This is a genomic window from Bartonella sp. AC158YNML (genome assembly GCF_042196725.1).
Taxonomy (GTDB): Bacteria; Pseudomonadota; Alphaproteobacteria; order Rhizobiales; family Rhizobiaceae; genus Bartonella.
Genome location: NZ_JBHIQU010000023.1, coordinates 1 through 14,722, shown reverse-complemented (window position 1 = coordinate 14,722; position 14,722 = coordinate 1). Strand labels below are relative to the sequence as shown.

The following is a 14,722-nucleotide window of genomic DNA, read 5'->3' as shown; positions in this document are numbered from 1 at the left end:
GACCCTCTAGCCTTCTTACCGTTTCAGCCTTATCAAATTCAAGCATGTTCAGATAATCTTGCTTCGTATTTAAATGCTCTGGATAATCTATCATCCTACAGGAAAAGTATTATACAAAAAAACTCAATAGTTTGCATGTAATTATTTTATATGAATCCACTTAAGAATCCATCCTTTTATGCATGTTTAAATTGACCATTTTTTATAAACAATTGCTTAAATTGACCATTTTTTATAAACAATTGCCATGTATGAATAGACTATAAAAAAACAAATCATGATGTAAATATTATAATGCATTGGGTGCATTCAAATGAAATGAAAAGCAGATATCATTCATAACAGTTCATAAATTTTATGATACGTTTTTATCACAGCACTAATCACATTGTTAAAAATTTAGTTGTTTAGAATTATCGATAATATACGTTTAAAGATCACATCTTGTTGTAAAGATTAGATTGTTAATAGCATAAAGAACAAATTAACATTCGCCCAAATTTGCAAACGTAAAATAGAGAGCTGCCATAACAGCATCATCATAACACCAACATTTTAAAGATTGCATAAAAGGATTTAAAGACAAGATTGCTTTTAAAATGCTCTCTAAAAATTTAGAAAATGATAAAGAGGTATTTTATATCTTATGAAATCAAAAGCCTTTTAATGATATAACGCAAGCAAGCGAGCAAAAAAATTTTTAAAAGTATAGTTTTAAAATACGAAACTAAATATGCTTCCCCCAAATTTGGGGACACCTATTGAGACAAAGATAAGCAAGCAAAATTCAAAACCATTGTAACATCTAAGGCATGGGATTTTTCTAAATTTTTAGACAAAAGCGACAATGTTAAAGCATACTCTATTCTAAGATAACGAGCCTAAATATGAACCGGTTAATTTTGCTAGCCAATATAGAGCGATTAATTTGTAAAGAAATTACATTTGAATGCAAAATAAAAAGACGCTTATGAAAGCCTTTCTAAATGAACGTTTAAATGTTTGAAACATAAAATGAGATCTTGGTAAGAAACGTTTGAAACTGATGTTTATAACAGTTTTTAAAGCCTTGCGTTTGATAACAGTCGTTGTTTAGAGAGATCACATATTGTCCCTGCTTTTATGACTTGCATTTTTTATGGGGGTATATCCTTCAAAAAAATAAAACGCCTAAAATTAAAACAGACTTGTGTTGTTTATTTATGGATTTATTTTTAAAAGATAGCTCTCAAGACATATCGAACAATTCTTTCGTGACAAATCTTGAGAAAAATATCACGTATTTTCGTCAATGAATAGTTCCATAACGCAATAAAAAGTATAAACTGGCAGCATCACTTTCTTTGCTAACTCCAATGTTGCGATAGCCTTTGCTTTAAGAGAGCTCAAAAAGGCATTTTACTCCTTTTTTACTCGTCTTTAACGACACACAAATCCTCCTTGTGATGCACATAAATGATTTTGATTCATTGATGATAAAAGGCGTTAAAATGAGATAATTTTACGATATTTAAGGCGCCTACTCTATAGGCAAAAAATAATAAATTATCCATTATAAATCAAATAATTAAGATAAAAATAAATCTTAAAAGTTTTTAAGATATTCTTTATATCTGTTAAGGGGGAAGAGAATAGGACAAAATGAAATATTTTTCTAAGAAAGGCTTATATTTGATCAATAACGATATAGCGAGTTGTTTGTGTTTTAAAAGGATCTGCTTACGTTTACTCAGAAGAACAGTTTGAATATCAATGGAGTATTTGAAAGATGGGCGTTATGGAAATAGTCGAGAAAGTTTAGCTTGTAAAAGAGCACAACCAAGCGTGAAATATAGGCACAGGTAAAATTGTTTTGGGTTCTCGAAGGAAAAACTTTATAGAAAATTATAGAGCTGATAAGATATTGGCTACATCTGGAATCTGTTTTTTTGAAAAAGATCATGCTGAAAAACAGATGATAATGTTAGTGAATATGAAGGTAAAACTATTGTATTGTGGGAGTATCAACTATTCGAGCAAAGTAAGCCTTTGTAATGATAAAAAATGTACTGGTAAAAAATGAACAAAAATGGCTTATAAAGCTTATGAGTATGAATAAAAATCTTGTGTGAGGGGAATTTGATGAAAAGAAAAGAGCATGTGTGAAAGAGCATATTTTATAGGTGCGCATGCTTATTCTGCCCCCGTTATAGAACCAGGGCTTTATCTTGTAGCAACGCCTATCGGAAATCTTGCAGATATTACGCTTCGTGCTTTGCAAGTGCTTGCAGGAATTGATATTTTAGCGTGTGAAGATACGCGAGTAACACGTGTTTTGTTGCAACGTTATGGTATTCAGAAAAAAACTTTTCTCTATCATGAACACAATGCGCAAAAAGCGGGTCCGAAGCTCTTAGCCGCTTTGGCAGAAAACAAAACGGTAGCGCTTGTTTCCGATGCGGGAACGCCACTTATTTCTGATCCCGGATTTCGATTGGTAGAAAAGGCACGTAAAGCTGGTCATAAAATTATTCCGATCCCTGGAGCATCAGCTCTTTTAGCCGCTCTTATACCGACAGGGCTTCCTACGGATAGCTTTTTCTTTGCAGGTTTTTTGAGTGCACGCAAGCGACAGCGTCAAAAACGATTGGAACAATTAAAAGAGATTCCAGCGACTTTGATTTTTTATGAATCACCGCATCGTCTTGTTGAAACTTTACAGGATATGGTCACGCTTTTTTCGGCTGATCGACCTGCCGCAATTTGTCGTGAATTAACAAAAAAATTTGAAACAGTGGATGCTTCCAATTTGGGGAATTTGTTGGAATCTTACAAAAAACAATCACATATTCGTGGAGAAATTGTTGTACTTGTTGGAGAATCATCATCTTCTTTAAACGTAATGAGTGATCAAGAAGTTGATGAAATGTTATTAGAACTCTCGCGGACACATTCTGCTGCTCAGGCAGCAGCTTTGGTTGCAAAAAAGACCGGTTTTAAAAAGCAGGAACTTTTTCAGCGGTTAAATTTTTTAAAAAATGCATAAAATTAAGACTATACAAAAAAAACAGAGACAAAAGTCTTTTTATCGAGGAGTTCGTGCAGAAAAATTGGCAGCATGGTGGTTGCGTTGCAAAGGGTTTCACATTGCCGAAATGCGTTTTAAAACAAAATGTGGTGAAATTGATTTAATTGCACGACGTGGAAATTTGGTTTTAATCGTTGAAGTCAAAGCGCGTTCAACATTAGCCGAAGCAATGGAAGCAGTTTCTCGAATAAATGAAAAGCGAATTGAGGCAGCAGCCGATATTTGGCTAGCACGGCAAAAGGATTATGCCTTTTTGTCTGTACGTTTTGATTTGATTGCAGTTTTACCTTGGCGTTGGCCACAGCATATCCCCGCATTTTTTACATCTAATAAATAAGAGGAGGCGCCAATTTTAACCATACCCAATAAAAAACGTTTCGTTTTTATATGCATATGCGTTAAAAAGTGTGTAACAATTTGAGCACTATAAGGAGCGAAATATGGATGATTATGAAAAGTTTGCAACAGGTTTGCTCATTGTTTTTGGAGCGCTAATTATTGGTGGTTTAATGGCAATGCATATTGTTCTTATGAATAAACCAGGTTTTTTATTTGCATTAGCCGCAGCTATTGTTGGTTGGTTTTCTGCTTTTGCTGTTCTATTTGACAAACCAAAAGTCTATTTGGGCTTGATTATTCTTGCTATTTTATGTGTTGCTTCCTCAATTAGCATCTATGTTAGTTAAAACACATAAACTGTTAATTGAGATTCCTTTTAAAATATAAAAATGAGGAAAAGAAATGAAACTTGGCTTTTTGGGAACGGGCACAATCAGTGCTTCAATGGTCAATGGCCTCATGACAAGCACCTTTGACGTTTCTTCCATTATTGTTTCACCTCGCAATGCACAAACAGCAGAGCATCTTTCACACACATATGATAAGGTTATGATTGCTGAAAATAACCAAATGTTGCTCGATGTGAGTGATTACGTTTTTCTTTGCTTGCCTAACCAAATTGCAGAAAACGTTTTGCGTTCTCTTCGCTTTCGTCCAGAACAGCTGGTTATTTCCGTACTTGCTATGGCAAAAGCAGCAGAAGTAGAAGAATGGATCAACCATAAAGTTTATCGTGCTGTTCCTCTACCTTTTGTTGCAGAGTGTAAAAATTTGACACCAATTTATCCCGATCATCCCTTTTTACGCGCTCTATTTGATGCATTGGGGGGTACATTGGTGCTGGATAAGGAAGAGCAGTTTAATCTTTTTATGACTGCTGGTTCACTTATGGGCATATATTTTAATTTTATAGAAACAGCCCATCAATGGTTTATAACACAGGGGTTAAAACAACAGCAATCAGCAGAATTTCTTACCATGATGTTTGGTAATCTTACAGATGAAATGCGTAAAATTATAGTAACGGATTGTGCTACATCTCTCGATTTTGCACTCCTTGAAAAAGAGTTTTCAACAAAGGGGGGAACAAATGAATTTTTGTCAAATTGTTTTTCTCATCAAGGGGGAAGACGTGCTTTAACAACAGCTATTGAAGCTACTTTTCAAAAAATAAATGCTTCTAAAAAGGCTTGACCAGCATTTTTTATCCTCTCAATAAGAGAAAGTTATTGATATTTTCATTGAGTTTTTCTTGAATATGGTTTGATAACATTACCTGCTATACATATTTCAAGAGCAAGATAAATGGGCTTTTTAAACACCCATCCCTTTAATTTAAGTAGATAGGGATAAATTTTCCGATTAATCTTCAAGATGCTTTTATCGCAAAAAAGTGATTGTTAAATATTTTTTACAACCTTTTACCATTTCCCTAAATTATTTTTATTTTCTATCTTCTTCTTTTCGCACCAATGCCAATATTTTTCCACCTCACTGCTCCAGCCGCTCCGATTGAGTCCCCCTTCAGATTACCCAAGTGCATGGCTCATTTTTTGTTTGTTTCACCTCTCGTACTCCACTCAAGCATTAAGGTTCCCTCTTTTCCTTACAAAAAAGCAACATTTTTCTGTCTTTCGTGATTGCATTTTGCAAATTCTTTTAAATAAACATATATTCAAAAGAGTTGATTTTTTATTTGATCAACAATTGTACGATACAGTTTAGCAAGCTCTTCACTAGACTTAGCAACAAAAATAGGGACGCCCTCATCTGAAGACAATCGTAAAGCTGGATCAAGCGGTATTTCTGCTAAGAAAGGGACCTCTCGACGTTCTGCTTCTACCCGTGCACCACCATAGCCAAAAATATCGTAGCGTTTTCCTGTATCAGGAGCGATAAAACAACTCATATTCTCAATGAGTCCTAAAATAGGAACATTGACTTTCATGAACATTTCTATCGCTTTACGCGCATCAACTAAAGCAAGATCCTGAGGTGTAGAAACAACCAACGCACCCGTTAATTGTACCTGTTGCGCAAGCGTTAATTGTGCATCCCCTGTACCTGGCGGCATATCAACGACTAAAACGTCCAAAGGCCCCCATACAACATCTCGTAACAATTGCGTTACAGCTGCCATAACCATAGGACCACGCCATACCACCGGCTTTTCTTCCTCCACCAAAAATCCCATCGACATCAATTTAAGTCCAAATTTTTCAAGAGGTTGAATCTTTTTTTCTCCAATAAGCTGTGGTTTTTGATTAACAAGTCCTGTCAAACGTGGCAACGAAGGACCATAAATATCAGCATCCATCACCCCCGTCTTGAAACCAGAATCTTGTAAAGCTAAGGCAATATTTATTGCCATCGTAGATTTCCCGACCCCTCCTTTTCCAGAAGCAACAGCAATCACATGCCTCACACCTTCTATGGGCATTTTGATCGGTAAGAGATTTGCTCTCCGACTAGGTGCTGTCTTTGTTATTTTTTCTGCTGTAAGTGTAACAACAGCAGATTTCACTCCCTCCAAAGCACATACCACCTTTTCAGCAGAACGACGCAATGATTCCCATTTTTGCACACCTCCATCAGGAACTGTAATGGAAAAGAAAACCTTACCATCAGCAATCAATATTTCTGAAAGAAGACCCAACGACACAATATCGCTTTCAAGATCTGGTCCTTTGACTGTACGTAATACGTTGCGGACAGCCTCACTTGTGATAAGATCCATGTTCTTTCCTCTCTATAAAAATACCAGCAAATATAAGCATAAGAACGAAAAATACTTACAAGGTTCATCACCTGATAATTTTCTACTTTACTCAGCATTATAAAGTATACATCTCTTATCTCTTTAAAAATATGAAACCATCCTTAAAATAAAGAAGCTCAAACATAAAATCTGCTATAAAATCCTATCAATCACATTTGTGCTACAACCACTTTAATGAATATTCTGATAAAAATTTTGTAAAAACAAAAACTGAAAAAAACTCTTAATCTTAAAGGATATTTTAAATTGAGCATACAGTAATCAGTCACACCTTCTTTAATTCTTTAAGGCCCTAGCCATTTATGTTCTGTAGATTCAATCGTTATTTTCTAACACTCCTACAGTATTGTAAAAAAGCGTTACAAATAGTTATAAGGTGTTTTGTATTCTTTCAAGAGAGAGAAAAACAATCTAAGATTGACTTTTTTTATATTTTTCCTTATGGGTTAACAGCCGTATGATAGGATAAAATTGTTTATCTCGCGCATAACTACTCATAAAACGAAGATTAAGAAGGGCCGCACTCCGCGGTATTTAAATAAATGAAACGTACTTACCAACCCTCTAAACTTGTCCGTAAACGCCGCCATGGGTTTCGTGCACGCATGGCCACAGCTGGAGGACGTAAAGTTATTGCTGCAAGACGTGCTCGTGGACGTAAACGGCTTTCTGCTTAACCATTTAAATTTTCACAACCGTTGAGGATTGCTCATCGTTTCTTCGTTGTGAAACTTTTATTATGAACCTACAATGTCTGCTTGCAGGCATTTAATGAAATTGCGAAATATTCTTTTATGAAGAAAAAACATCCCTGCCGTATTCGCAAAAGAGCAGACTTTTTGGCTGTCCGTACAGGAGAAAAACGACGTGGTCCTTTATTTTTGCTCGAAGTTAAATCTCGTGAACAAACAACAGAAAGAAAAGATTCTCTTTTTGCACGTGTAGGCTTCACTGTTACTCGTAAAAACGGTAATGCTGTGAAACGTAATCGTATTAAAAGGCGCTTGCGTGAGGCCGTGAGAGTTGGTGTAACAAACCACATGGAAGCAGGAACAGACTATGTCATTGTAGCGTACCGTGATGTGTTACATGCACCTTTTACATCCTTGATTAATGAATTAAATCGGCGAATAAAACCAAAAATAAAACATCAGCAACAACAAGGGTGTACGGATGGAATATAACCGCAATTTCTTTATCGCTATTGGCTTATCTTTCGTAGTGCTCATCGCATGGCAATTTCTTCATGTTGCTCCCAAACAAGCAAAGTTACAAAAACAACAAATCATCGCACAGCAATTGTCAAAACAACAATCAGCCCTTTCTACTACCACGACAGATTTTTCTGATGATATCTCAACGTATCAAGCTACATCTATCATCGAACAGCCCATGACACCTGAAATCCGGAAAGCTGTATTGGACAAAACAGAACGTATTACGATCAAAACCAATGAATTGGAAGGCTCTATTAATCTTGTTGGTGCACAATTTGATGATCTTCACCTCAAAAAATATCGTTTAACAGTCGACAAAAAATCACCGGAAATCGATTTGCTAAATCCTAAAGGCTTCAAAACAACCTATCTTGCTGAGTTTGGTTTTACCAGCGCATCTTTGCCAGCAAAGGCTTTGCCACAATCTGATACACAATGGAAAATAGAGGGAAACAACACAACCCTGACCCCTTCAACACCCATCACTTTAATTTATAATAATGGGCAGGGACAAATCTTCCGGCGGACCCTTTCTGTTGATAATCATTTCATGTTTACCATTGAGGATTCTATCAGCAATGAAAGTGATCAACCAATACATCTCTCGTCCTATGCCCGCGTTGCACGTGCAGCACCACCAGAACATACAAATGCAACCTATTTACTTCATGAAGGTATGATAGGTATTGCAGGAGATTCGCTCAAAACTGAAAAATATAAAACCTTAGCAGAGCTTGACCCAAATCCTGATAATGGGCAAAAAAGCATGACTTTTTCCAAAGTAACAGGAGGTTGGATTGGTATTACCGATAAATATTGGGCTGTAGCAGTTATTCCCCCGCAAAATAAAGAATATACAAGCCGTTTTATTTATTTTGATCGTTTGCAAACGCATTATCAGTCTGACTTGCTAGGGTCGCTTTTAACGATTGCCCCAAATGAAACAAAAACTGTTACAAATCGTCTTTTTGCTGGTGCAAAACAAGTTGAAATTATTAATAATTATCAAAATGACCTAAAAATTAAAAAGTTTGCTCTTTTAATTGATTGGGGCTGGTTTGATTTCATCACCAAACCAATGTTTGCCCTCATTGATATTCTTTATAAGCAAACAGGAAATTTTGGTATCGCCATCCTTCTTGTCACAGTGCTCTTAAAAACACTTCTTTTCCCTCTAGCCAATAAATCTTATAAATCTATGGCGCGTATGAAACTTATACAACCGCGGTTGTTAGAAATAAAAGAAAAATATCCCGATGACCGAACCAAGCAGCAACAGGCAATAATAGATCTGTATAAAACTGAAAAAATTAATCCTCTTGCCGGTTGTTGGCCGATGTTGGTTCAATTTCCAATATTCTTTGCTCTTTATAAAGTTCTCTATATCACCATTGAAATGCGCCATGCACCTTTCTTTGGCTGGATTCAAGATTTAGCGGCACCTGATCCAACATCTCTTTTTAACTTGTTTGGTCTCTTGCCATACACAACGCCAACATTTCTTATGATTGGTGCATGGCCTTTGATTATGGGAATAACGATGTTTTTACAAATGCGTATGAATCCCGCTCCTCAAGACCAAACTCAAGCGATAATCTTCACATGGATGCCTGTCATCTTTACTTTTATGCTCGCCTCTTTTCCTGTTGGTCTTGTCATCTATTGGGCATGGAACAATATACTATCAATAATCCAGCAAAGTATCATGATGACACGCCAAGGTGTCAAAATTGAACTTTTTGATAATCTGAAATCCATGTGGAGAAAATCACCCAAAAAAGAAGTGCATTAATGACAAGAGATTCTTCCCTTTCTGGAATTTTTTCTCGCAATTGGATTTTTATTCGTGGTGTACCAGCAATACACTTTCTTCCCCCTGAAGGACCACCAGAAATTGCATTTGCAGGACGTTCTAATGTTGGAAAATCATCTTTAATCAACGCGCTCGTCCAACAAAAAAGCTTAGCACGTACCTCAAACACACCAGGACGGACTCAAGAGCTTAATTATTTTGTACCCGATGGCTTCAGTGGGCAGCTAGGAGATCTTCCCCCTCTAGCATTAGTAGATATGCCTGGCTATGGCTTCGCTGCTGCTCCTAAAAATCTGGTTGATGCGTGGACAAATTTGATTTTTAGCTATTTACGGGGACGCACAACGCTAAAACGTGTGTATATCCTGATTGATTCACGCCACGGAATTAAAAATAATGATGAAGAGGTTCTTGCTCTTCTTGATAAAGCCGCTGTTTCTTATCAAATTGTTTTGACAAAAAGCGATAAAATCAAATCAAAAGCCTTAGAAAAATTAATTATGATCACACAAACAAAGCTTCTCAAGCGCCCAGCAGCTTACCCTGAGCTTCTTGTAACCTCTTCAGAAAAAGCTCTCGGTTTGGAAGAATTACGTGCTGCCATTTTGCAAACCATCGCATAAGAGAATGTATTCCTATTATTAATAATTTATTAATCATAATTGCTAGCTGCTGCTAATGATCTTGTACTTCTCGTCAAGCATCTTTATAAATAAAAAGCCATTACTTGAAAGAATTCCCATCAACTCTATTTGATAATGTAAATTATGCTGACACTTTTTCACTCTCCCCTATCCACTGCCTCACGCTTTATACGTCTCATTCTCGGGGAATATGGTCTAAATACGCAACTGATTGAAGAATATGAATGGGCTAGGAGGCACGAATTTCTAGCCCTCAATCCTGCTGGTTATGTTCCTGTTTTTCTTGATGAACACGAAGTTCCATTATCAGGTCCTCTTGTTATCTGCGAATATTTAGACGAAACACATGGAAGTTTACGACAAGAAAATAAGCTCTTTCCGGAAAATCCTTTAGAGCGTGCGGAGGTACGCCGTCTCAATGATTGGTTCTTAAATAAATTCGAAAATGAAGCAACGCGCCATATCGTACGAGAACGAATCCACAAACGTGAAATGCCACTTGCCATTGGCGGTGGTGCTCCTAATTCACAAATTTTACGCAATGCGCGTGCCAATATTTTACCCCATATGAACTATCTCAATTGGCTTTGTGCCTCTCGCGATAGCTTAGTGGGTTCTACCTTGTCCTATGCAGACCTAGCAGCCGCAGCCTCTATTTCTGTACTTGACTTTCTAGGAGAAATTGACTGGGAACAATCTCCTGCTGCCAAAGACTGGTATATGCGAATTAAATCACGTCCTTCTTTTCGTTCTCTTTTAACAGATCGCGTCCGCGGAATCGTTGCAAGTACTCACTATGCTGATCTTGATTTCTAACCACCTTTCACCAACAAAAGTAAAAGCGATATTTTATCTAAAGGATACTTCTAGGTTTATAAATTTTTATGCATATGTACAAACAATGCAATAATACATTGATTTATAGTCTTACTTGAAAAGAGAATAAGACGCCACCATGATATTTTCTCAGTTCAAAACTCCTTATAATGCATCAAAAAAAATCACTTTCTCGTCCTGTTACATAAAAAATCAGACAAGGAAAAAAAGTATTTAAAAAAGGATTTTTAAATACTCTAGTTAAAAACAAGAGCTTTAGCACCATTGGAAGTGTGGTCAGTAACATAACAATACTTAGGCATGCTATTCTCTATTCTGCTCAATATATGAAAAAGTGCATTGCATAGCATGCCTATTATTTACTCTATAAAGCGTTGATTTATAATCATAATTCTCTGTCTTGTATGTTGAATGAGAATCCCGAATATCATAGGATTCTCTCATCCCAAACCTGTTCCATGTTGAATCAATCAAAACTATTCGCTTGCACGTTACAAGCGGGGTTAGCGTGTAGATAAAAAACTATTAAGAAAGGACTAAAAATGCCTCTTATGAACCGTCTTAATGCAAAATCTGTTGCAACATTGGAAGCTGGCAAAATGTGTGATGATGCCGGCTTGTTATTTCATAAGCGTAAAGATGGGAATGCTCAATGGATTTACCGTTATACTATTCACGGGCGATCACCGTAAAATGGGCTTGAGAGTGTTGAGAGATGTTTCTTGCTCTATATTGATCTCCTCCCCACACCTAAAAGAACGGATATTCCTACCAGCCACCGGACTATCAACAATCCAGCTTCTCACGGGCAAATTCCACCTCCTGACCACTCATGCGGTTCACTTCATAGGCTCTACAGGCAAGTCCTACCCCTGAACACTGATCACGATATCTAAAAAACACTTAATATGTAAAGCTTTTCATACCTTATATCACCGCTCTAAACAACAGGGCTGTAGGGCATAATAGGATAAAAAAACCGCCATGCGTCTTTACAACATAACAATTTTTTTAACTGACTTCCTTAAAAGGCAAAGAATCCGATTAACTCCCGTGTATAAACAATTCGACTTCTTATTGATCTCTTGTTTTTGCCCCCTTTTATGTGATTTTATTTATAAGATAACAGATTAATCTACAATATAAATAATCGCTTTTTTAACTTGAATCATGAACCTCAAATACTTTTTTCCCATTACCCGCCTCACATTTGCATCAATCAAAATCTTTTTCTTATGCGTTGCAAATGGGATTGGCGTATGGAAAAAATAAAATAAAAATGCCGATGAATTGTTTCAAATGCCAAGAGCTGTTGCTACATTGAAGGCTAGCAAAGTACATGATAGTGCCTATTTTCTCTTTTATGAAGCATAAAGACCGTAGTGCAGAATAGACTTTATATTATTCATGGAAGCTCTCTCATTATACTCTTCACAAGCACTATCATAAAATGAGTTTAGAAGCATTGAGACACATTTTTTTTAAGCAAGCGCATAAATTGACAACATAAGAATATTTATTTTAGGGTATCTTGTTTGCATGAGGGACGTGCCCCCATTAAAGAACGCGAGATACAAAAGCGTAAAGTAATACGTAATCTCCATTAGAGCTTTATAAGCAAGCCTTACCTAGAAATATCCACCACGCGTTGTAACAAAAAATATCTCTCTATAAATTTATAAATCTTATATCACGGTCGTGTTTTTACAGCACAAAAAATAAATTAAAGTAGAAAAATTTTTTTCTATAAACAAAAAGAACCGTTGGAAAGAATGTAAGAATTTGCCTATACTACGCGCAGTCAAAGTATCATAAGGAGACAAAAATGCGCCTTACAGTTGTTGGTGCGAATGGGAGAATGGGGCGTGAACTCATTACAGTAATCGAGCATAGGAAAGATGTAGAGCTTTGTGCTGTTCTTGTACGTAAAGATTCACCTTTTGTAGGAAAAGATGCGAGTACATTAATTGGTTCAGATTCTCTTGGGATTCTCATCACTGATGATCCCCAAAAGGCCTTTTCTAACACAGAAGGTATTTTAGATTTTTCACAACCACAAGCCAGTATTCTTTATGCTCACTATGCTGCTCAAAAAGGTCTTGTTCATATTATTGGCACCACAGGATTTAGCAAAACAGAAGAAGAAAAAATTGCGAATTTTTCGAAATATACAACAATTGTCAAATCCGGCAATATGAGTCTTGGAATAAATCTTTTAGCCAACCTTGTAAAGAAAGCCGCTAAAACGTTAGAAACCGATGATTTTGATATCGAAATTTATGAAATGCATCACGCTAACAAAGTTGATGCCCCTTCTGGAACAGCCCTTCTTCTTGGACAAGCTGCCGCTGAGGGTCGCAATGTTATGCTTCAAAATGTGCGTGTTAATGAACGCAATGGCTATACAGGTAAACGCAAAAAAGGTACCATTGGCTTTTCCTGTTCACGTGGTGGAACAGTTGTTGGTGAACACAGTGTCATTTTTGCCGGTTCCAATGAGCGCATTATTCTTTCACATACAGCGCAAGAACGCTCTATCTTTGCCAATGGCGCATTAAAAGCAGCTTTGTGGGCAAAAAATCATGAAAACGGTCTTTATTCAATGCTCGATGTTTTGGGATTGAACAATGAATTTTAAACGATCAATGTAACGTAGGAAAATCATAATGGGACGCACACTTGTACTTATCCGTCATGGACAGAGTGAATGGAATCTCAAAAATCTTTTCACCGGTTGGAAAGATCCTGATTTGACAGAAAAAGGTCACGCAGAAGCAATAGAAGCAGGAAAAAATCTTAAAGCAGCTGGTTTAAAATTTGATATTGCTTATACGTCAGCCTTACAGCGCGCACAAAAAACGGCTAGGCATATTTTAGAGCAAATGGGTCAATCTGACTTGCAATTGATAAAGACCCCTGCATTAAATGAACGCAATTATGGTGATCTTGCAGGTTTGAATAAAGATGCAGTGCGTCAACAATGGGGAGAAAAACAAGTCCAGATCTGGCGCCGCTCCTATACAACTGCCCCCCCGAATGGAGAAAGCCTCCGCGACACCGGTGCACGCATTTGGCCTTATTATCTTTATCATATCCAGCCTCATATTTTGCGCTCTCAAACAGTTTTGATCGCAGCGCATGGAAACTCTCTTCGTGCTCTTATGATGGCACTTGAAGATCTAAATGGCGAAGAAATTATATCTCAAGAATTAGCGACCGGCATTCCTATTATTTACACATTTAATCCCGATTCAACCATTTCATCAAAGACAATCATCACATCTTAAACTTCTAAAATCATGATCTCCTTCACACAAAAAATTTAATGCTATCGTTTTAAGCTGAAAAAATAAATTCTATAATTTTATTGACAGAACTGCTTCACAAGCTTAGATGAATTTTATGAGCCCAGATGGCGGAATTGGTAGACGCGCAGGTTTCAGGTACCTGTGCCGCAAGGCGTGGAGGTTCGAGTCCTCTTTTGGGCACCATGCTCTTTTTTATCCAAAATAATTTATTGATTTTATATATCTTTTTTTAAGTACGGGATACGTGGATAAAAGTTAGGGATAGGATTTTTCAACCTATCTCTATAGGACGCCTCTTTTTTTGCAAACTTTCTCAAGAAGATCTTTTAATTCTGCTAAGTTTTGTTGTGAAAAATTCTCTAAATTTCTAACAAACTCACCAACCGCTTCACGCCTCAACGGATCAGAAGTCTTGATTGTAAAACTTTTGCGACAAGCATAAGCTGCTTTCCTTAAGAGTAAAGCCTTCTCTTTATCTAAACCATAAAGCTCTATGATCTTTTCCTCCAGTCCTACAGGAACAGATTTTTGCCAATCTCGACAGAAGATAAAAATGCTACAGATATATCTAATTTCTTAGCCATATCTAAGAGGCGTTCTGAGTGATCAATGCGAAGTTTCCGTAAAATTTTACCAAAGGGTGTAAGCATCTAGAAAGTCCTATTAGAGAAGAAATATTTCTTCTGATTCTAACAAATCTTTTTATGATTTTCTTCAA

General features: G+C 36.7%; 12 protein-coding genes, 1 tRNA gene and 2 pseudogenes. 13 read left to right on the top strand and 2 right to left on the bottom strand.

What is annotated here, in order from left to right:
* The first annotated feature begins 2,137 nt into the window (after nucleotides 1-2,137).
* The 4 genes from rsmI to ACFIM1_RS08420 all read left to right on the top strand — a co-directional run bounded on the left by rsmI (nucleotide 2,138) and on the right by ACFIM1_RS08420 (nucleotide 4,600).
* Complete coding sequence (rsmI, locus tag ACFIM1_RS08435; RefSeq protein ID WP_375607293.1) at nucleotides 2,138-3,025, top strand: 16S rRNA (cytidine(1402)-2'-O)-methyltransferase; 888 nt, start codon at nucleotides 2,138-2,140, stop codon at nucleotides 3,023-3,025.
* Nucleotides 3,026-3,035: 10 nt separating this feature from the next.
* Nucleotides 3,036-3,404 (top strand): YraN family protein, encoded by a 369-nt coding sequence (locus tag ACFIM1_RS08430; protein ID WP_375607304.1) that lies wholly within the window; start codon nucleotides 3,036-3,038, stop codon nucleotides 3,402-3,404.
* 103 nt (nucleotides 3,405-3,507) lie between these two features.
* The gene (locus ACFIM1_RS08425; protein WP_375607294.1) at nucleotides 3,508-3,753 is read left to right on the top strand and encodes a hypothetical protein; all 246 of its coding nucleotides are present in this window, start codon (nucleotides 3,508-3,510) and stop codon (nucleotides 3,751-3,753) included.
* A gap of 55 nt (nucleotides 3,754-3,808) precedes the next feature.
* Complete coding sequence (locus ACFIM1_RS08420; protein WP_375609707.1) at nucleotides 3,809-4,600, top strand: pyrroline-5-carboxylate reductase; 792 nt, start codon at nucleotides 3,809-3,811, stop codon at nucleotides 4,598-4,600.
* Nucleotides 4,601-5,081: 481 nt separating this feature from the next.
* On the opposite strand, the gene ACFIM1_RS08415 is transcribed toward ACFIM1_RS08420, so the two are convergent.
* Nucleotides 5,082-6,143 carry an Mrp/NBP35 family ATP-binding protein gene (locus ACFIM1_RS08415; protein ID WP_375607296.1) on the bottom strand — a complete coding sequence of 354 codons (1,062 nt, stop codon included), beginning with the start codon at nucleotides 6,141-6,143 and terminating at the stop codon, nucleotides 5,082-5,084.
* Between the two features lie 584 nt (nucleotides 6,144-6,727).
* Here ACFIM1_RS08415 and rpmH point away from each other — a divergent pair.
* The 9 genes and pseudogenes from rpmH to ACFIM1_RS08370 all read left to right on the top strand — a co-directional run bounded on the left by rpmH (nucleotide 6,728) and on the right by ACFIM1_RS08370 (nucleotide 14,187).
* The gene (rpmH, locus tag ACFIM1_RS08410) at nucleotides 6,728-6,862 is read left to right on the top strand and encodes a 50S ribosomal protein L34 (RefSeq protein WP_005864709.1); all 135 of its coding nucleotides are present in this window, start codon (nucleotides 6,728-6,730) and stop codon (nucleotides 6,860-6,862) included.
* A gap of 117 nt (nucleotides 6,863-6,979) precedes the next feature.
* A complete protein-coding gene (gene rnpA, locus ACFIM1_RS08405) occupies nucleotides 6,980-7,369 on the top strand; it encodes a ribonuclease P protein component (protein ID WP_375607297.1) in 390 nt (129 codons plus the stop codon).
* Nucleotides 7,359-9,194, top strand: a complete 1,836-nt coding sequence (gene yidC, locus ACFIM1_RS08400; RefSeq protein WP_375608504.1) for a membrane protein insertase YidC — start codon at nucleotides 7,359-7,361, stop codon at nucleotides 9,192-9,194. The genes rnpA and yidC overlap by 11 nt, the downstream gene beginning before the upstream one ends.
* Entirely contained in the window at nucleotides 9,194-9,838 is a 645-nt protein-coding gene (yihA, locus tag ACFIM1_RS08395) for a ribosome biogenesis GTP-binding protein YihA/YsxC (RefSeq protein ID WP_375608503.1), read from the top strand. Before yidC ends, yihA begins: the two co-directional genes overlap by 1 nt.
* Nucleotides 9,839-9,982: 144 nt before the next feature.
* A complete protein-coding gene (locus ACFIM1_RS08390; RefSeq protein WP_375608502.1) occupies nucleotides 9,983-10,675 on the top strand; it encodes a glutathione S-transferase family protein in 693 nt (230 codons plus the stop codon).
* A gap of 563 nt (nucleotides 10,676-11,238) precedes the next feature.
* A pseudogene (locus tag ACFIM1_RS08385) lies at nucleotides 11,239-11,419 on the top strand (integrase); the annotation flags it as partial.
* Between the two features lie 1,102 nt (nucleotides 11,420-12,521).
* Nucleotides 12,522-13,334: a 4-hydroxy-tetrahydrodipicolinate reductase gene (gene dapB, locus ACFIM1_RS08380; protein ID WP_375608501.1), complete on the top strand. Its 813-nt coding sequence runs from the start codon at nucleotides 12,522-12,524 to the stop codon at nucleotides 13,332-13,334.
* 28 nt (nucleotides 13,335-13,362) lie between these two features.
* A complete protein-coding gene (locus ACFIM1_RS08375; RefSeq protein WP_375608500.1) occupies nucleotides 13,363-13,983 on the top strand; it encodes a 2,3-bisphosphoglycerate-dependent phosphoglycerate mutase in 621 nt (206 codons plus the stop codon).
* 119 nt (nucleotides 13,984-14,102) lie between these two features.
* A tRNA-Leu gene (locus tag ACFIM1_RS08370) sits at nucleotides 14,103-14,187 on the top strand.
* Between the two features lie 99 nt (nucleotides 14,188-14,286).
* Here ACFIM1_RS08370 and ACFIM1_RS08365 read toward each other — a convergent pair.
* A pseudogene (locus ACFIM1_RS08365) lies at nucleotides 14,287-14,654 on the bottom strand (XRE family transcriptional regulator).
* Between the last annotated feature and the right edge of the window lie 68 nt (nucleotides 14,655-14,722).

What these genes read in the sequence shown, in the direction of transcription:
- ACFIM1_RS08420 (WP_375609707.1), top strand. Translation starts at nt 3,809, where the DNA reads ATGAAACTTGGCTTTTTGGGAACGGGCACAATCAGTGCTTCAATGGTC.
- yihA (WP_375608503.1), top strand. Translation starts at nt 9,194, where the DNA reads ATGACAAGAGATTCTTCCCTTTCTGGAATTTTTTCTCGCAATTGGATT.
- dapB (WP_375608501.1), top strand. Translation starts at nt 12,522, where the DNA reads ATGCGCCTTACAGTTGTTGGTGCGAATGGGAGAATGGGGCGTGAACTC.
- ACFIM1_RS08390 (WP_375608502.1), top strand. Translation starts at nt 9,983, where the DNA reads ATGCTGACACTTTTTCACTCTCCCCTATCCACTGCCTCACGCTTTATA.
- rpmH (WP_005864709.1), top strand. Translation starts at nt 6,728, where the DNA reads ATGAAACGTACTTACCAACCCTCTAAACTTGTCCGTAAACGCCGCCAT.
- rsmI (WP_375607293.1), top strand. Translation starts at nt 2,138, where the DNA reads ATGTGTGAAAGAGCATATTTTATAGGTGCGCATGCTTATTCTGCCCCC.
- ACFIM1_RS08425 (WP_375607294.1), top strand. Translation starts at nt 3,508, where the DNA reads ATGGATGATTATGAAAAGTTTGCAACAGGTTTGCTCATTGTTTTTGGA.
- ACFIM1_RS08415 (WP_375607296.1), bottom strand. Translation starts at nt 6,143, where the DNA reads ATGGATCTTATCACAAGTGAGGCTGTCCGCAACGTATTACGTACAGTC.
- yidC (WP_375608504.1), top strand. Translation starts at nt 7,359, where the DNA reads ATGGAATATAACCGCAATTTCTTTATCGCTATTGGCTTATCTTTCGTA.
- rnpA (WP_375607297.1), top strand. Translation starts at nt 6,980, where the DNA reads ATGAAGAAAAAACATCCCTGCCGTATTCGCAAAAGAGCAGACTTTTTG.
- ACFIM1_RS08375 (WP_375608500.1), top strand. Translation starts at nt 13,363, where the DNA reads ATGGGACGCACACTTGTACTTATCCGTCATGGACAGAGTGAATGGAAT.